Here is a 17205-nt window from a genome sequence, read left to right on the forward strand (position 1 = left end):
GTTATCGGAATCGGGTTACTGCGAGATCTTGCCCAGGTTCTTGTCGAACAGGTCCGAATCAAGGTCGTTCGTCATCGTGTACAGCGTATAGCGCTTGTTGAGGCGGGCACCGCCATCGCGCACCAGCGGCTGCCACATCAGCGTGGCGCGGTTGCGCGACGAGTTGGGCAGAAGTGCATCGAACGGGATGGACACGTAAATGCCCTTGTCGAAGCTGCCTTCGCCGTAACCTGAGCTACCCGACTTATCGGTAACAGTGAAGTACGCGCCCATGCGCGTGCCGTTGGCGAACTGGCGGGACACATCCACCGTCGTACCCCAGTCACCGGCCAGGTAACGGCCCACGCTCACGGCCAGGGTGACGTTGTGGAAGCCGGTATCGAGGTATCCCGTGGCCTGCCCCGTAATAACGTGATACTTGCGCAGCGAGAAATCCTGGTCGAAGCCACGTGCCTTCACCCAGTTGATATCGCCACCGACGGCCCAGTGTTCTCCGAATGGGCGATACAACACTTCGCCACCCGCGCCTGCATACATGCTCTCGAGCATGCCGGCATAGGCCATGCCGTACAGGTCCTGCCCCAACTTGCGGGTACCGGTAAGCTGGAAGTTCGGCATGGTGATATCCGAACTGGTCAGGTACTGGCGCACGTTGGTACGCACGCGCGGCAGATTACTCGGCGCGTCGTACTTGAACTTGTCGTAGTTGTTGGCGATGTTGACCGACAGCACGCCATCGAGCCACAGGTGCCGGTTGAAGTTGAATGTGCCGTAGCCAGCGCCATACACCTGGTACAGCACGAACGCATCGGGGCCACCCAGGTTCTGTTGGTAACCAATCGATGTACCACCTGTGAAACGTTTCAAGGGGGCGTTGTAAAGCACCTCCTCATCACGCGAGGTGACCGGATCCTGTTCCACGCTACGGCGGAAGGTCGGCAGATCGATCTGGTGGTTCAATAACTCAATGAAGCGCGGCCGGTGCACGCTCGTATCGACGGTGCTGAGACCGTTCGTTTCACTGGATACCGTCACCCAATCGATACTGCTATCGACGCGGTTATCGACAATGCGCGTAGCGCGACCGGCAGCTTCAGCCGTGTAGAAGAAGCGCTCCTGCTCGCCATGGATGACCAGCTCGGAACCGCGGCGGCGGATGCTGCTCACATTGATGCCGGCATTGGCCTGCAAGGTTTTCGCGACCTGCGCCCAATCAACCTGTTCCGGCGCCCTCCGGTCAGGTACTGACGTCGCCGCCTGCGTAGGACCAGGTTCGCTGGATGCCAGGTCGCTGGGTGTGCTGCCCGCGCCCTGCGTGGGCCCGGTCGGCATGCTCGTCACCGGCGTGCTGGTGAACGACACCGGCTCCGGTGGCGGATCAAACGATTTCTGCGGGCCCACATGGGTGGCCAGGTTGGCGTGCAGGTTTAGCGCCGCCGTGGCGACATTGCCACGCTCGTAGCCCAGGGTCAGGTCAGCGTTGCCATTCAGCCGGAACACCGCGCCCAGGTTGATCGGCGACCGCTGCGGCTGGTTGTTGCTCTGCGGCTGGTGCTTGTAGTCGTTGCCGTCCAGCTCCGCTTTCAGTACGAGCCAGTCCCACGGCGAGTGATATTCCACGCCGCCAAAGAAGCCTGGGCGGCCACGAAGGAATTTGTTGATGCTAAGGGCACCCGTGGCACCCGTGCCGCTGGCAGGGCGCGTATTGAAGCGATCGCTGATGAAGCTCAACGGGTTGCTGATATCGCCACGGTTGCCGATGTAGCCCCAACCCAGGCCGAGGCTGAAATCGAACCGCCCGGCGCGCTTGCTGGCCACCAGGTACTCACTGGAGAACAGACCGGTACCGCCCACGTCACGCACGCCAAAGGCCACGGCGGGCGTCCAGCGCGTTTCCTGGAACAGGCGCGCCTTCACGTCAATCGACTTGTCTTTGTAGGTCTGGCTGCCACTGAGCGAGCGGGCGCCGTACAGACGGTTGCTGACGTTGGTGTAGCGAAAGCTGCCCTCCAGCCAGGGGATCGGCTGCATGGAGACGTTGTAGTTCGTATACGGCGTGGTCCGGCTCAACACGAAGCTGAATTCGCCCTCCTGGGCCATGCGCGCCGTGGGCGTCTGCAGCAGGCCTACGCCACCAAAGTCGCTTTGGGTGTAGTACTCCTGCGCATGCACGGTGGCAACGCCACCTGCCCACAACACCACGCCGGCGCAGCAGCCACGCCACGCCATGCGGCGGAAATCCGGACGGCGCACCGGGCGGAACCGGCGCCGCCTCAAGGCGTGCCCTCCGTGCTGATCAACTGGGTGGAAATGAAGGCGGCGGCATCCTCATTGAACTGGCCATCGGTAGTCGCGGCGATGGCCTTGCGGTTGAACGGCACGTAGATCCAGGCACCCGGCGCAAGCGCACGCGGTGGGTCGCGATTCCACAAGGCAGTGTTCTGCGGGAAAACGGTGCCATCCGGTTGAATGACGAAGATCATGTCTGGATCCGCGGCAACGGACGGTGGGCACTGGGCGAGGTAGACCCGCGCGTCCTGCAGGGCAACCTGCGGGACGCTGCAAGCCTTCGCCACGGCACCTACGATGCGCACCGTCGACGGACGCCGCGGGTAGAACAGTGCATCGCCATGTTCGATCGGCCAGTTATCGGCAGCGGAGACTTCGAGACGATCCGGGTCTAGCACCACGCTGGTGCGTCGACCGGTGACCGGTAGCGCCGTGATCCATGCCTGGAACCCGGCGGCGGCGAGCCCTAGTTCGTCCTTGCCATGACTCAGCGCATCCATGCGGATCGCACCGAGCTCGAAGACCACGCCGGCTTTCAACCGTACCTGCGCGTCATGCAATGAAGGGCGAAGCCACGCGGCCCCGGCCATATAGGCATCGGGATCGACCCGTGCCCCCAACGCCAGGTCCGAGAGCCGGGCCCCGGACGGATAGACGGCTGAACCGGGGTGGCGCACCTCGCCAGAGGCACTGGCCTTCAGCGCGCTATCCTGTGCGGCAGCGCTGCCGGCCATGGTGAATATCACCCCGAGCGCCGCCAGGTGCCATACCACCCGCCTCACGAAGCCTTCCCCGTATAAGGCCGGAGCTGGATCAGCTCGAGCGGAAACCCTGGCGCCACGTATTGGCGGCTTTTCCAGATAAAGCCATCAGCAGGGTCTACCCAATAGCGATTAGTGAAGCTCCCAGCGGGGCCGCTCAGATGCTCGTCGTAACGGCGCAGGCTGCGCCGCGTGCCAAGAATCTCGACGGTATCCATGCCACCTGGGGTCAATGTCGCCTGCATGGCATTGCCATAGCGATAGCCCGGCGACCAATCCATCGTACGGGTGTACGTGATGGGCGACGTTACGTGTTGGAGGCCGGTTTCAAAGGGATTTTTACCACCCGTTATCGACAAGCCGTCAAGATTTTGCGGAAGGCCGACCGTCTTGATCAGCTGGCCATCACGCGTGAAGACGATGTCATCGCCCTGCCCGTACCAGCCCAACCGCCCGTCTTCCACTTTGCCGAGAACGAGGATCGCCTCGCCATCGGGGCCATTTGCCTGGAGCTGGAAATAAGGGGATGCAGCCACCGATTCCGGCGTGGGGTGCACGGTTTCTCCGTGCACCGCGAGACGGACGGCTTCGACGCTGCCGCTGGACACGGGCGAGCACGCGGCCAGCGCAGCGAGCGCCAGGACGAGGCCACCAAGGGCAACAAGGCGTAGCGCGCACAGCGCGCGTTGTCGGGCTTCAGGCCAAGACAAAATCAGCGTTGGTCCGGCAAGTGGAAATGGAAGGCCTGTCAACGTCATGAAACGGAAGGCCCGCATTGGACTGCACTGACTGAAGGAGACGATGGCCTCCCTCGCACTCGGCACGTCCTACCGACAGTACACGAGCTAACCGGACTGAAAACTGACTGGCGTCTCGTCTTACGACTAGAGATACTTGAGCCAGCTGTTTACGCTGTTATCGATAAGCGTGTAGACATGTTCAAAGGCGGGCCGGCTTTGCCGGAAAGGATCCGGGATATCCTGGCCCTCCAGCCATCGATCCAGCAGGAACACCTTCCCGCTGGCCTCCGGCGCCATCCTCGTAATGGAAACGACATGGTCCCGCTCCATCGCCAGCACCAGATCGGCGCTGCGCAGGAGTGAACGGTCCAGTTGGCGTGCGCGGTGTGCACTGCCATCCATGCCATGCTCGCGCAACAGATCCAGCGCGGTGGCATCGATGCCGTGCCCCACGAGCGCGCCAAGCCCGGCGCTGGATACCTGCACCGTGCTATCCGCACCCAGCCGGTGGCGAAACAGGTACTCGGCGGTAGGGCTGCGGCAGATATTGCCGATACAGGTAACGAGGATCTGCTGGAACATGTAACGGGCTACTCCCGAACAACCAACGAAGGCACCATGCGAACGAACCCCATGATAGCCACGATCGCAGACGCCTTGTGATGTGGCACGCGATAACCAGTTACGGCGACAGTGCACTGCTGCTACCACTCATCACGTGGATGGCCATCGTGCTGGTGATACCACCGCAGCGACGCGATGCCCTGCGCTGGATCGTCGCCGCCGTGGCAACGGGCGGCACCGTGGCGCTTTCAAAGCTGTTGTTCATGGCCTGGGGCATCGGACCACCCGGCCTGGACTACACCGGCATCAGCGGGCATACGGCGCTCTCCGTACTGACGTGGCCGTGCCTTGCCGCGATCCTTACGCGCGGTGTTCGAAAGCCGCTTGCCGGCCTGGCCATTGCCGTCGGTCTTCTCATCGGTCTCGCCGTGGGCGTCTCGCGCCTTGCGCTTGAGGTGCACAGCCTGTCCGAAGTCATCATGGGCGCGACACTCGGCGCGGCCATCGGCGCGTGGTTCATTCACGGCCTGCGGCGCTCACCCGAACTGCCCGTGTGGCACCCACTACTGCTCGCCGCGGGCGCGGTCGCCATCTGGTTCATGTTCTACGGGCGTGTGTTTCCGTCACAGCACTTACTCAAGGACATCGCACTGTGGGTGAGCGGCCATGCCAACGTGTTTACGAGACGGCTGCACGCGCAATGACGACGGGTAAGCGCGATTACGCACCAGGAATAGCCAACGATAGATGCATATCATCGAAATGAACCCTGAGTTCAACGCGCCCGCCCAGCGCACTGACGTAGGCGACCAGCGAGCTCAACTTCACGTCGTCTCGTCCTTCAAATCGGGACACGGCAGATTGCTTCAGGTGAGCAAGACGCCCGAGTTCTTCTTGTGATGTATTCAATAGCTGCCTGAGGTCCGCCAGTGAGGGGGACAAAAAATATCCCTTCGCCAACCACTGGTTATGCATCTGCTTGATCCTGGTAACCGCCCGGGAAACGTCAAGGAACGTCTCGCTCGGCCGGTCTCCATAACCTACCTCACCAGCGAACAGGCCAAAGCCGTCCGCACTTGACCACATCGCAGTGGTCTGAAATTGGCCCGTCGCCACATCGATGAACCAAGGTCCCCCATGCCTTTCGCTTGCATCGACGGAGACGGTGAAGCCTTCATCACGCAACGCTTCCACGAACACATCCATGTCTTCACGCCTCATGGCAGGTCGATTGTTTTTCCCGACTTTCCCGGCTTGCTTAGCAAACATGCTCCACCTACCTCATCGATGCGTATGCCACCCTCATGGTGAATACGAGTGTTATGGCGCACACTCCTGTACCTGATAACGCCCTCGAGTTCGCCCACCGACCTGGCACTGTCCGCTTGAGGCGGATACATCCGCCCGTCCGATCGGTAGAGATCCGGATTGTATGGAATCGAGGTCATTTCATCTTCGACGCCGTTGAGAGCTGCGCAGAGCAACCTATACGCGTCGTCGTGGCTACCCGCGGGGGCGGCGGAATGAAGGCGTCGCAGAAATTCGTGGAGGCGTTCGTGCTTCCCCCTGTCCATACATTACATGCCCGTCATATTACTCCAATGTAATAGGCTAGCAAGTGGCGAACCTTGCGCTAATCGGTGATGGGGAGCCGCTCACGTCCGGCGCTGACTTCGTGCTGAGAAGGAGCCCGGCCACAAGCATGTAGGGAATGCCCGCGAACCGCCACGAAATTGCCAGCACACTGGACTATCCCTATGGCCTTCCATAAAAAAAGGGGGCCGCAAGAGATGACCCTTCATCGGATCGTCGTTACCGCAGGATTCCTCTTGACCGTGGCCGGGGCGGTCGCCGCCTCGCCAGAGGCGACGCCAACGCCGGGCGAACCACCACGTTGGCAACCGGAAACACCCACAAAGCAACTATCCCTTTGGCCGGAAGGGCTCACGATTGCCCAGCCGCCTGTCGATGGACCTGAGACATTCAAGGATGGCGCTATCACGAATGTCACGCGCCCCACCATGACCATCTATCCGCCGAGGGCCAAGGGAAATGGGTCGGCCGTCGTTGTTGCGCCGGGCGGGGGCTTCATGGTTCTCGCGATCAAGGGCGAAGGCACCGACATCTGCGATTGGCTCACGTCAAAAGGCGTGACATGCGTACTGCTGAAGTACCGGGTGCCGACCTCAGGTCCTCAATGGGACGGGGCATGCCGTTGCCGTCACGAGCCCGCGGTTCACATGGCAACGCAGGATGCCCAGCGCGCTATAGCGTTGGTGCGACACCAGGCCGGTAGCCTCGGGATCGACCCAAACAAAGTCGGGATCATCGGCTTTTCCGCCGGCGGACATATCGTTGCCGACGTCAGTAACGCCAAAGGCCCGATCTACGCTCCGGTCGATGAAGCCGACAGGGAAAGCGTTCGCCCGAACTTCGCCATCGCTGCCTACCCAGGGCACCTGTGGGAGGGCAAGGGCCTCGTCCTGAACCCGACACTGCATGTCACGACAAACACGCCACCCACCTTCATCGTTCAGGCCGAAGACGACCCCGTCGACAACATCCGACACTCGCTTTCCTACTATGTTGCTCTCAAACAGGCAGGCGTGCCGGTGGAAATGCACCTTTACGCGCAGGGTGGGCACGCGTTCGGGCTTAAGCATCCAGACTGGCCGATCGGAGCGTGGCCTAACCTCGCCGAAAAGTGGATGCGATCGCTCGGAATGCTCCGTTAGCGGTCGCACGATCACCGCTCGTGGCGCGCGCTCGGCTTTCCCAACCGACCAGTCATCGTAAATGCGAGCGCCCGCCTCGGAACGGCAAGTATCTCGTCCAGCGTGTACCGAACGAACTGGACTTCCAGCACGGGCGCGAGGCATCCCTATGTAACACGTCCGTCATGGACCCCACTTAGCCTCCCTCCCTTTCGGCACGACCGCCGCGCCCGCAACGCCCCAAGGGACACAGATGTCAGATCCCTCCTCTGGCCTGGCCGACGTCCTGCTTGAGCAGGATGGGCCACTGCAGCGCTATATCCATCGCCGTGCCGGGCATGCCTGGGATGCGCAGGATCTGGTCCAGGAGACCTACTTGCGCCTGCTTTCGGCGGACCCGGATTCCATCCGGAACCCCGAGGCGTACCTCTTTACCGTAGCCACGAACCTGCTCCGCCAGCGCGCCGGTGGCCGGCAAACTGGCGGTCGCGAGGATGGCGGGCTGGAAGAAGTACTCGACCGCCTGGCAACGCCTTGCGAGGCGGACGCGGGCGTCGACCAGGAGGTCCGCAGCAAGCGGCTTCATGAGTTGATGGCACGTCTCTCGCCGAAGTGTCGCGCGGTGCTGGTGCTGCATTACCGGGACGACCTGAGCTACCGGGATATTGCCGATCAGCTGGAAATCTCGGTGCACATGGTGAAAAAGTACATCGTCAAGGGACTGGCCGCGTGCCGGCAAGGGATGGGACGCTATGCGTGACGACATGGGCCAGGCGGCGGCACGACGCATTTCCGAGGAAGCCGCACAGTGGCTGATGGCCAGCCGCGCGGGACTGGATGAGCCCTCGCGGGTTGCGTTCGTGAACTGGTTGCGCCATTCGCCGGCGCATGTGGCCGAGTACATGGCCATAGTGCAGCTGGACCAGGAAATGAAAGACGCCGCCGCACACGAGCCCTTGGCGACGTCCACGCTTGTAAAAGAGGCTGCCGACGAGCCCGCGGTTGTGCCGTTGCGCCCGGGCCGCGTCGCAAGCCCGCGCACGGCTGAGACGCAAGTCCACGCGGGGTCGCGCCGCCGTCGTTGGCCGTGGATCGCCACCGCGACGGCCGCGGCGGCCGCCATTGCCGTCGCGGCGGTTGTCACGTGGCCCACGCCACCGTCACCTGCCGGCATTGTTTACAACGCAGGCGCCGCTGCAACGCGCAGCATCGACCTGCCTGATGGCAGCCGCATTCAACTCGACCGCAACAGTTCCGTCCGCGTGCAGTTCGAAGACGGCAAGCGCGATATCGCCGTCATCGCTGGAACTATGCTGATCGACGTGGGACATGATTCGCCTGCGCCGCTCAGCGTGACGCTGGGGCGCACGGTACTCCGTGACATTGGCACCGTATTCCAGGTCAGTACTCGCGCCACGGGTGGGGACATCACCGTGCTCAGTGGTCGCGTTGACGTGTTGGCGCCGCGCGATAGGTGGCCTTGGCAAGCAAACACCGCCCAGTCGCAGAACGTCGTCGCCCACCTGCAAGGCGGCCAGCGCGCAACATTGGGCAGCGACGGCGGCGTGACCCACCTCGCACCCAACACCGATCTCTCGCAGGATCTCGCGTGGCTCCCCGCCGAGATCGATTTCCACAACGCGCCCGTCGCGGAAGTGGCGCGCCGCTTCAACGCTTATGGACAGGCACCCCTGCTGATTGAAGACGATATCGTGGCCACAACGCGCATCAGCGGCCGCTTCCATGCCCGCGATCCTGCCGGCTTTGTCGCCTATCTGCAGACACTGCCAGGGGTTCACGTCCGCCGCGATGCGGAAGGCGTGCATGTGCTCCGCCACTCCCGCGACACCAACACGGCCAGGCTGTAAGAAAAAATTCACAGAAATAGCGGTACCCGACTGCGGTGCCGCCGACTCGTAGATGACATGCGCAACAGCTGCGCGCCATCTCCCTTGACGAGTCCCATCGCATGCGCAACAAGCTCGCCTTCCACCTCGCCCTGCTGCTCGGCACCCTGCCCCTGTCCGCGATTGCCGCGCAGGCCGCCACCGAAGCCCCCATCGCCGCGATGCCGCTGGACCAGGCGCTCGACACGTTTGCCCGCCAGACCGGCTTGCAGGTGGTGTACACGCCCGACGCCGTGCATGCATTGCATAGCAAAGCCGTTCCCGCTGGCATGGATGCCAGGGGCCAGCTGCACACCTTGCTGCAAGGCACCGGGCTCGACTACACGTTCGTCACCGCAAGCACCATCACGCTGGTACCGGCGACCAGGGACGACAAAAGCACCGCGGCATCCAGCCGCGCGAGCACCCTCCCGCCCATCAACGAAGCCGACGGCAACCCGCGCGACCTTGCCCCGGTAAGCGTGCAGGCGAACACGGTGGATACGCTCGCCCCCAGCGCACCGCCGCTCGAAGCGACGCAGCCCACCTCGGTGATCGACGAGCGCTTTATCCGCGATGGCCTGCGCTTCAACTCCAACTTCGATGACATCATCAAGTACGCCCCAAGCGTTACCGTGACCTCACCCGAAGGTCCGGGCATGGGCAAGAACGAAGGCATCAGCATCCGTGGCTTCCAGGATGGCCAGTTCAACATCACGTTTGATGGCATCCCCTTCGGCGATGCGAGCGACCTGCACCACACCACGTCGGCCTACTTCAATAACCACGTACTCGGCCAGGCGGAGATCGACCGTGGCCCGGGCGGCGGCGCGACCGTGGGCAATGCCACGTTCGGCGGCACCGTAGGCCTGCGCTCGCGCGACCCAAGCGCCGTGAACGGCGTGACCCTGTACACCACCGTGGGTAGCTGGAACACCGTGGCCGGTGGCGTGAGCGCCGATGAAACCCTGGGCAACACCCTCGTCTTCGCCGATCTCTCGAAGGAAAAGAGCGATACCTACCTTAAGGGTACCGACGATAAGCGCGAACACGCGTTCATCAAGACGATCACCACGCTATCGCCGAACACCACGCTCACGTTCGTCAGCAGCTACAACCGCGAACACCAGAACACCGTGCAGGGCGCAACCAAGCAGGAAATGGATGAGTTCGGCTGGCGGTATGGCCTGGGCAACGATCCGGCGCTGCAGAGCTACAAGGGCTATAACAACGCCGCTTACTACTCGAGCTTTACCTACGTGGGCCTATCCACGCAGCTCGGCGAGTGGAGCGTGGATAACAAGGCTTACTACAACAGCTTCGACCACTGGGCGCGCAAGACCACCGATGCGTCGGACAACAACCCGGCCGATAACGGCGTAACGCTGTATAACGCGGCGGGTAAGAAAGTCTCAACGCTGAAGAATGACGTGCCTGGCAAGCTGGCCGATTCCGGCTTCCATTCGTTCGGCGACGTGCTGCGCTTCGAACGCGAACTGGGCCCGGGCCAGCTCCAGACCGGTGCATGGATCGAGCGTAACCAGGATGTCCGATACCAGTACCCACTGGACCTGACCACCGGTGCCGAGACCGGCACGAAGTACGGCTCGAAGTACAACTACATCCTGCGCGACCGCACCGATACGTTCCAGCCCTACGTGCAGTATGACTGGTCGCTCACCGATGCCCTGACCCTGAGCCCGGGCGTGCGCTATAGCACCGTGACGCGCCAGATGAATGCACCGATCAGCAAGACCAATGCGCAGGCATCGCAGTACAACTCCGCCAACTACAACGCCGCCCTGCCCTCACTGAGCCTGCACGACAGCTTCAGTGACCAGTGGACGGGCTATGCGCAGGTCGCCAAGGGCTTCCTCGCCCCGCCCATCGATGTGATCGAACTGGTCGGTTCCAAGAAGCTGGACCCGGAGACCACGACCAACTACCAACTCGGCACAGCCTTTGCGGATCGTGGTCTCACCTTCGGCGCTGATGTCTACTACATCGACTTCAAGAACTACCTCGCCACCACGCTCGTCAATACCGATGAAGGCCAGGAATCCACGTACCTGAACACCGGCGGCGCCATCTACAAGGGTGCCGAGGTGGAAGGGACCTGGGCCCTGACCCGGACACTGAGCCTGTACGGCAACGCCACGTACAACAAGGCCACCTACAAGAACACCAGCACGCAGATTGCCGGCACGCCCAAGGTCACCGCTGCCCTTGGCCTGCTCTACAGCAGCCCGCTGGGCTACTACGGTTCGCTGATGACCAAGTTCATCGGCAAGCAGTACGGCAGCGATAACACGACCGACGATGCAGGCAACACGGTGTTCATCAACGATAACCGTCTTGCTGGATATGTCTCTACCGATGCCGCCTTCGGCTACCGCAGTGCGGATGGTGGCCCCACGGGCAAGGGCTGGTCGGTGAGCATGGATGTCAACAACCTGTTCAACGTGCACAAGCTCATCGGCTATGCCGGCACCCAAAGCGTAAGCGGTGATGCGCTGTACTGGGGCCTGCCAGGCCGCGGCGTGTTCCTTGACCTTTCGTTGAAGCTGTAAGGGGTTGGCTATGTCGATGCGTAGCGTTTTCCTGCTGCTCGCGCTTGGCTTTGCGGCACCTGCGGCTTTCGCTGCCGAGACCAGCGGACAGGAGCGCGTGCTGCAGCGGATCATCCTGATCCGCCACGGTATCCGATCGCCGACGAAGGCACCGGAAGATCTGGCCAGGTACGCGGCCGACGCATGGCCTGCATGGCCGGTGGCCCCGGGGCAGCTCACGCCTCACGGCATCGACACCCTGCACTCGCTTGGCAAGCGCATGGACGCGGACCTGGCGCAGGCTGGGCTGCCACGCGATGCCTGCAAGGGCGAGGTGCGCGTGATCGCCGACAGCACACCGCGCAACCGGGCGAGCGCCGTGGCGCTGCTGGAAGGGCTTTCCCCAGGTTGCGCCCCGGCCTATCTGGCGTTCCCTGCCGGGCAGGATGACCCGCTGTTCCGCGGAACGGGTGGCGGCGATGACGACGACAAGGGCGGCATTGACGCTGCCGCGATGGATGGCACAACGCGCGAACGATTGGCCCAGTTGCAGCAGGTACTGCTTGGTTGCCATGACGATGCCTGCATGGCGAAGGCCAGGAATGGTGGAAAGCAGGTGTTGCTGGGTGGCGACCTGGCAAAAGCCTTGAAGACTGCCGGATCGCTGGCCGAGAACATCATGCTGGCCTACGCGCAGGGCATGCCTGCGAGCCAATACGGCTGGGGACGGCTGAATGCCGACGGCGTGGCAAGCATCATCCAGTTGCACAACGCATCGTTCCGCCTGGCGCACGCAACACCGGAGGCGTCGCGTGGACGTGGCGGAAACATGCTGGCCCACATCACCGCGACGTTGCTGGCCGCTGCGGGTAAGCCAGGGACGACCAGCCCGCTCGCACCCGCCGGCACGCGTGTTCTCGTGTTGATCGGCCACGATACCGATCTGGCCGCGCAGGCCGGGCTGCTGGGACTGGATTGGCATGACGTGACGAAGGGTGACGACTTCCCCCCGGGCGGAGCGTTGCTCTACGACCTCGTGCCAACGCGCCAGGGAACCGCCGTGCGCCTGTCGGTCGCGATGCCCACGCTCCCGGCTTTGCGTTCCGGTGATATGGCACCCACCGGCGCGATCGTACGGAAGACACTTGTCCAGCCGGCATGCGGAGGACAGCGAGCGTGCCCCATCGAACAATTCGCGGCGAGCTCCAGCCAAGCCGCAGGCAGCGCCGTGGTGGATACCCTGGAAGTCGAGCCTAGCGCTCAGTGAACCAATAATGGCCTGATCGCCCAGCAGCGCGGAAAGAAATCCATGGGCACGCGCGACTTCTTGCAGCGACTCCCGGGACTGCAGATCGCAACAGTGTCCCGGATCAATGACCGCTCCGAGAACGAATGGCTTGTGTATTGCACCGCGTGAAACGTGACGATTCAGACACGCTACCTCGTGAGCGAACTGCAGAGCACGCCTGGGGCAACCCTCCCAAAAGTACATGCCTGGGCCCAGCCAGTCGTAGTCATTGTCGCTCGGCCGGAGGGAAGTCTTACCGGCGAGAATCGACTCGCCGACCGTCGCGTCGCAGCCATGAAAACCGAGAATCAGCCCGCCACGGGACGAATACATGTCCGACACCTGTACTCAAGTTCCGCGTCAGCGATACTGACGTGCCAGCCGACCGGAGAGTGTCAACAACCCCATCTCCTGCAGAAAACGCAGACCGAGTGCCTTGTCGCTCTTTAGCGTCTCCAGTTTCTTGTCAAGCGAGGCCTGAAGCCTCGGGTCAGTAAGCCGCACGCTTGGGTCGGATCGCCAATGCCGATTCTTTGCCACGTCATTCCCTCGTTGCTTTCGTGACCGCAACGTTCCCAAATGACTGACGCGCCGTCTATGAGAATGATCTGGAAATTGCTCTCTCCTACGTGTCGTGATGGCATTACCCTACACGCAAGCCCACTGAAGGCGAGAGCTCAGCGCCCAGCGCGCCTTACCCCGGCCGCTACTCTTAATTGCGACCACGAAAGCGCGACTGCCCCTTCCATAAGGGGCAGTCTTGGATGCTAGCCTGCGTGCGGTGAACCTTTCAGCCGCTTCTTCTGGAACGGATAGAAGCGGTGTTCGCGCAGTTCGTGCTCGATTTCTTCCAGGCTCTTGCCTGCGGTTTCTGGCACCAGGTAGTACACGAAGGCCAACGCGAAGACCGAGATCACCGCGTACAGCCAGAAGGTGTGCGTCGCACCCAGCCAGGTGACCAGCGACAGCGTTGTGAGCGTCACGATGAGATCGAAGGTCCAGTGGCTGAAGGCACCGATGCTTGCGCCTTTGCCACGGACAAACAGCGGGTACACCTCGGAGTTGATCAGCCAGATACAGATACCGAAGCTGCCACAGTTCAACATCATGTAGGCACCCAGGCAGGCCACCGCCAGCCAGCGGCTGAAATCGTTCTGCGGACCGGCGCCCTCGAACATGAAGCCCATGACGATCAGGGCGACGATCGATCCCGGGATCATCCACAACAGGTAGGTACGGCGGCCGATCTTGTCGACCAGGAAGCTACCGATCACCGTCATGATCACCACCAGCACGGTGCTCGCACCGGTGCCGAGCACGGCGGCCTCATCGGAGAAGCCGGCCTTGGTAAGGATGGTGGGCGCGTAGTAGATCAGCGCGTTGTTGCCGGTGATCTGCGAGAACATGGAAATACCGGCGCCCACGATCACGGCAGGCCGGATCCACGGCTTGGCGATGTCCTTCCAGCTGCTCGACGGCTCCTGCTCGGCGACCGTCTGGATCTCTTCGATCTCGGCACGCGCCGCGGCGGCGTTGCCGCGCACGCGTTCCAGCACCTTCATGGCCTCATCGATGCGCTTCTCCGCCACCAGCCAACGCGGGCTTTCCGGCAGGTAGGCCATGCCACCCAGCAGGATGATCGCCGGGACGACGCCCAGGCCAAACATCCAGCGCCAGTGCTCGCCCAGCACGAAGCCGGTGAAATACGCCACGGTGATGCCGAACACCACCATGAACTGGAACAGGGTGACCATCTTGCCGCGGTGCTTCGAAGGCGAGACCTCGGCGATGTACACCGGGATGATCTGCGTGGAGCTGCCCGCGGAAAGGCCAAGCACGAAACGCGCGGCGATCAGCCAGCCTACCGACGGCGCAAACGCCGACGCGATGGAGCCAATGGCGAACAGCACGCCTACGAAGATCACCATGCGCCGGCGGCCGAGGCGATCGGAGAAGGGACCCGTCGCGAGGCAGCCGAATAGTGCGCCGAAGATAATCGCGCCGGTCACCAACTGCTTGGTGGTGTCATCCAGCGCGAACTGGCGCCCAAGACCGAGCAACGCCACACCGATCACACCGGTGTCGTAACCGAACAGGAGGCCGCCAAGGGCGGCGATCACCGCGATGCCCACCACGATGCCGGTACGTGGCGTGGCCTCCACGGTCACGGAAGAACCAGGGGACGTTATTGCGCTCATGCAGGCTCCATCGGAAGGGTGCGGGCGCGGAAATCCGCGCGGTGCGCCGTGGCGGCAATGCGCCGGGCGTTAGGTTCGTCGGTGGTTTCGATCCAGTGCTGGGCTGCCTCGCGTGAGCGCCCGAATTGCATGTGGCGTTCCAGCAGGCGTTGAAGGCGCAGCTCGTCATCGACATCCACGAACCAGACCTCATCCAGGAGCGGGCGCACAGCCGCCCACCCGCCCTCCTCCATCAGCAGGTAATTGCCTTCGGTAATGATCAGCCGCGCCGACGCAGGTACGACGACCTCGCCCGCGATCGATTCCTCGATCTCCCGATGGAACCTGGGTGCGTAGACGATTTCACCTTCGACCGGCGCGCGCAGCCGCTTCAGCAACGCCACGTACCCTCCCGTATCGAACGTATCGGGCGCGCCCTTGCGTTCGGCGCGGCCAAGGCGCCTTAACTCCGCGTTGGCGAGGTGGAACCCATCCATCGGCACGTTCGCTGCCTGATCGCCAAGGCGGGTGAGCAGTTGCTCCGCAAGCGTGGATTTGCCCGAGCCGGGCAAGCCCGCAATCCCCAGGATTCGTCGGCCGCCGCCTGCCATGAGTGCATCGAGCCGTGCGCGGGTCGTGGTATCGATCATCGGTTCGAAGGGTATCCGCGCGGCTGTAAGGAATTGATGAACGTGACAGTTTCTAAATGTCGTACAATTCCAACCCAAAAGTAAACCGGGTTAAGCACCACCGATGGATACCGCACGACGCCGCCCCATTGAGCTCATCGCCATTGATATGGACGGCACGCTCCTCGATCCAGGCCACAAGATCACTCCCCGCGTTAAGGACGCCATCCACACCGCCATCGCCCGCGGCGTGCGCGTGGTGCTGGCCAGCGGCCGGCCCGTCGCCGGGCTGCTGCCTTACCTCGCCGAATTAGGCATCGCCGGGAACGATGAATACTGCATCGCCTTCAACGGGGCCGTGGTGCAGAACATCGGCACAGGCGAACGCGTGGTGGAATTCACCCTGGGTATCGAGGACTACCGCTACTGCGCGGCGATTGCCAGCGAGCTCGGCGTGCACTTCCAGGGCCTGGATGGCGAGCGGATGTACACGCCCGATCTGGACATCAGCCCGTATACGGTCGCGGACTCGTTCCTGACCCATACGCCGCTCTCGTACCGGGCCGTGGCCGACATGCCCGAGGGCATGCGCTTCCCCAAAATGATGATGATCGACCAGCCAGCGATCCTGGACGCGGCGATCGCCCGCCTTCCGACCGGCTTCGCGGAGCGCTTCACTTCGCTGAAGAGCTCGGCCAGCTTTCTCGATATTTTCGACGGCCGCGCGGGCAAAGGCCCCAGCCTGAAGCGCCTTGCCGACCGGCTGGGCATTGATCGCGAGAGCATCATGGCGCTGGGCGATCACGAGAACGATATCGCCATGCTGGAGTTTGCCGGCACTAGCGTGGCCATGGGCAACGCCATCCCCGCGGTGAAGCAGGCCGCGCGCTATGAAACCGCGACCAATGCGGAGGATGGCGTCGCCCGTGCCATCGAGATGTTCGTTCTTCAGTCGTAATGATTGACGGCGCCCGCCACGGTCGGCGCCTTCCTGAAGGTCAGCCGCAGGGCGGATAGCAGGAAATACAGGCCACCGAACGCGGCGTAAGGCGCCAGTTCGGCGATGCTGCGCGGCTCGCCAAAGGCACGCAGGCCCATGATCACGCCGGCCAGCGCCGACTGCGCACCGCTGATCATCATGAACACCTGGCCGCCGAGCTTGCGCCGCTGGATGCCCACGGCAAGCTGCAGCACGCCCGACAGCAGGGCCCAGATCCCAAACACGAATAACGCGCCCTTATTGCCCGCCACGACGAGGGCGATCACCAGGGCGATGGCGGTCACGATGCTGACCGCGGCGTTGAATTGCTGGCCGGGATTGGCGCGCAGGCCGCCGCTATGGCGTACGTCAATGATGTTGGCCAGGGCGTCCCACAGCGGATAGGCGACGAGCAATGCGTTGGCGACGATCGCCGGTACGCCCAGGCGCGAGAGCAGGATGACGAGGGCGACCCAGGCGAAGGCGACGCCGGCGCGGAGGTAGTAGAAGTGGCGGAGGGAGGTCATGGGGGCCTGGGGCTTTCTTCGGGGGAGGAATTGCCAGCCTACTAGTAGGTAGATTGACCGTCAACCGTGGCTGGGCGGCGCCTCCGATCGCGCGCAAGCGCG

General features: G+C 62.9%; 15 protein-coding genes. 7 read left to right on the forward strand and 8 right to left on the reverse strand.

Going from position 1 to position 17205, the window contains the following annotated elements:
- Nucleotides 1–15 precede the first annotated feature (15 nt).
- The 4 genes from ABIE56_RS00800 to ABIE56_RS00815 form a co-directional block, all read right to left on the reverse strand.
- On the reverse strand, nucleotides 16–2277 hold the full coding sequence (locus ABIE56_RS00800) for a YjbH domain-containing protein (protein WP_429241927.1): 2262 nt from the start codon (nucleotides 2275–2277) through the stop codon (nucleotides 16–18).
- Nucleotides 2274–3071, reverse strand: a complete 798-nt coding sequence (locus ABIE56_RS00805; protein WP_429241928.1) for a capsule biosynthesis GfcC family protein — start codon at nucleotides 3069–3071, stop codon at nucleotides 2274–2276. The genes ABIE56_RS00800 and ABIE56_RS00805 overlap by 4 nt, the downstream gene beginning before the upstream one ends.
- Nucleotides 3068–3808, reverse strand: coding sequence for a YjbF family lipoprotein (locus ABIE56_RS00810; protein WP_429241929.1), 741 nt, complete (start codon nucleotides 3806–3808; stop codon nucleotides 3068–3070). The genes ABIE56_RS00805 and ABIE56_RS00810 overlap by 4 nt, the downstream gene beginning before the upstream one ends.
- Nucleotides 3809–3934: 126 nt before the next feature.
- Nucleotides 3935–4372, reverse strand: a complete 438-nt coding sequence (locus ABIE56_RS00815; RefSeq protein WP_429241930.1) for a low molecular weight protein-tyrosine-phosphatase — start codon at nucleotides 4370–4372, stop codon at nucleotides 3935–3937.
- Between the two features lie 80 nt (nucleotides 4373–4452).
- On the opposite strand from ABIE56_RS00815, the gene ABIE56_RS00820 reads away from it, so the two are divergent.
- Nucleotides 4453–5058, forward strand: a complete 606-nt coding sequence (locus ABIE56_RS00820; protein ID WP_429241931.1) for a phosphatase PAP2 family protein — start codon at nucleotides 4453–4455, stop codon at nucleotides 5056–5058.
- A gap of 16 nt (nucleotides 5059–5074) precedes the next feature.
- On the opposite strand, the gene ABIE56_RS00825 is transcribed toward ABIE56_RS00820, so the two are convergent.
- Nucleotides 5075–5623: a helix-turn-helix domain-containing protein gene (locus tag ABIE56_RS00825; protein ID WP_429241932.1), complete on the reverse strand. Its 549-nt coding sequence runs from the start codon at nucleotides 5621–5623 to the stop codon at nucleotides 5075–5077.
- A 488-nt stretch (nucleotides 5624–6111) separates the two neighbouring features.
- Here ABIE56_RS00825 and ABIE56_RS00830 point away from each other — a divergent pair, with 488 nt between their 5' ends.
- The 5 genes from ABIE56_RS00830 to ABIE56_RS00850 all read left to right on the forward strand — a co-directional run bounded on the left by ABIE56_RS00830 (nucleotide 6112) and on the right by ABIE56_RS00850 (nucleotide 12770).
- The gene (locus ABIE56_RS00830) at nucleotides 6112–7089 is read left to right on the forward strand and encodes an alpha/beta hydrolase (RefSeq protein ID WP_429241933.1); all 978 of its coding nucleotides are present in this window, start codon (nucleotides 6112–6114) and stop codon (nucleotides 7087–7089) included.
- 232 nt (nucleotides 7090–7321) lie between these two features.
- Entirely contained in the window at nucleotides 7322–7828 is a 507-nt protein-coding gene (locus ABIE56_RS00835; protein ID WP_429241934.1) for an RNA polymerase sigma factor, read from the forward strand.
- On the forward strand, nucleotides 7821–8936 hold the full coding sequence (locus ABIE56_RS00840; RefSeq protein ID WP_429241935.1) for a FecR family protein: 1116 nt from the start codon (nucleotides 7821–7823) through the stop codon (nucleotides 8934–8936). Before ABIE56_RS00835 ends, ABIE56_RS00840 begins: the two co-directional genes overlap by 8 nt.
- A gap of 101 nt (nucleotides 8937–9037) precedes the next feature.
- Nucleotides 9038–11524: a TonB-dependent receptor domain-containing protein gene (locus tag ABIE56_RS00845; protein ID WP_429241936.1), complete on the forward strand. Its 2487-nt coding sequence runs from the start codon at nucleotides 9038–9040 to the stop codon at nucleotides 11522–11524.
- A 10-nt stretch (nucleotides 11525–11534) separates the two neighbouring features.
- A complete protein-coding gene (locus ABIE56_RS00850) occupies nucleotides 11535–12770 on the forward strand; it encodes a histidine-type phosphatase (RefSeq protein WP_429241937.1) in 1236 nt (411 codons plus the stop codon).
- 788 nt (nucleotides 12771–13558) lie between these two features.
- Here the strand turns inward: ABIE56_RS00850 and ABIE56_RS00855 are convergent.
- Together ABIE56_RS00855 and ABIE56_RS00860 are read right to left on the reverse strand one after the other, a co-directional pair.
- A complete protein-coding gene (locus tag ABIE56_RS00855; RefSeq protein ID WP_429241938.1) occupies nucleotides 13559–14989 on the reverse strand; it encodes a sugar porter family MFS transporter in 1431 nt (476 codons plus the stop codon).
- On the reverse strand, nucleotides 14986–15618 hold the full coding sequence (locus ABIE56_RS00860) for a nucleoside/nucleotide kinase family protein (protein ID WP_429241939.1): 633 nt from the start codon (nucleotides 15616–15618) through the stop codon (nucleotides 14986–14988). The genes ABIE56_RS00855 and ABIE56_RS00860 overlap by 4 nt, the downstream gene beginning before the upstream one ends.
- Before the next feature lie 103 nt (nucleotides 15619–15721).
- On the opposite strand from ABIE56_RS00860, the gene yidA reads away from it, so the two are divergent.
- The gene (gene yidA, locus ABIE56_RS00865; RefSeq protein WP_429241940.1) at nucleotides 15722–16555 is read left to right on the forward strand and encodes a sugar-phosphatase; all 834 of its coding nucleotides are present in this window, start codon (nucleotides 15722–15724) and stop codon (nucleotides 16553–16555) included.
- On the opposite strand, the gene ABIE56_RS00870 is transcribed toward yidA, so the two are convergent.
- Nucleotides 16546–17103: a hypothetical protein gene (locus tag ABIE56_RS00870; protein ID WP_429241941.1), complete on the reverse strand. Its 558-nt coding sequence runs from the start codon at nucleotides 17101–17103 to the stop codon at nucleotides 16546–16548. The two genes, yidA and ABIE56_RS00870, sit on opposite strands and share 10 nt — an antisense overlap.
- Nucleotides 17104–17205: the final 102 nt, after the last annotated feature.

This window comes from Luteibacter sp. 621 (genome assembly GCF_050435445.1).
In the GTDB taxonomy this organism is placed as follows: Bacteria; Pseudomonadota; Gammaproteobacteria; order Xanthomonadales; family Rhodanobacteraceae; genus Luteibacter.

Coding starts and splice junctions, on each gene's coding strand:
- ABIE56_RS00850 (WP_429241937.1), top strand. CDS start 11,535: ATGTCGATGCGTAGCGTTTTCCTGCTGCTCGCGCTTGGCTTTGCGGCA.
- ABIE56_RS00855 (WP_429241938.1), bottom strand. CDS start 14,989: ATGAGCGCAATAACGTCCCCTGGTTCTTCCGTGACCGTGGAGGCCACG.
- ABIE56_RS00820 (WP_429241931.1), top strand. CDS start 4,453: ATGTGGCACGCGATAACCAGTTACGGCGACAGTGCACTGCTGCTACCA.
- ABIE56_RS00860 (WP_429241939.1), bottom strand. CDS start 15,618: ATGATCGATACCACGACCCGCGCACGGCTCGATGCACTCATGGCAGGC.
- yidA (WP_429241940.1), top strand. CDS start 15,722: ATGGATACCGCACGACGCCGCCCCATTGAGCTCATCGCCATTGATATG.
- ABIE56_RS00835 (WP_429241934.1), top strand. CDS start 7,322: ATGTCAGATCCCTCCTCTGGCCTGGCCGACGTCCTGCTTGAGCAGGAT.
- ABIE56_RS00845 (WP_429241936.1), top strand. CDS start 9,038: ATGCGCAACAAGCTCGCCTTCCACCTCGCCCTGCTGCTCGGCACCCTG.
- ABIE56_RS00810 (WP_429241929.1), bottom strand. CDS start 3,808: ATGACGTTGACAGGCCTTCCATTTCCACTTGCCGGACCAACGCTGATT.
- ABIE56_RS00870 (WP_429241941.1), bottom strand. CDS start 17,103: ATGACCTCCCTCCGCCACTTCTACTACCTCCGCGCCGGCGTCGCCTTC.
- ABIE56_RS00840 (WP_429241935.1), top strand. CDS start 7,821: ATGCGTGACGACATGGGCCAGGCGGCGGCACGACGCATTTCCGAGGAA.
- ABIE56_RS00830 (WP_429241933.1), top strand. CDS start 6,112: ATGGCCTTCCATAAAAAAAGGGGGCCGCAAGAGATGACCCTTCATCGG.
- ABIE56_RS00825 (WP_429241932.1), bottom strand. CDS start 5,623: ATGTTTGCTAAGCAAGCCGGGAAAGTCGGGAAAAACAATCGACCTGCC.
- ABIE56_RS00815 (WP_429241930.1), bottom strand. CDS start 4,372: ATGTTCCAGCAGATCCTCGTTACCTGTATCGGCAATATCTGCCGCAGC.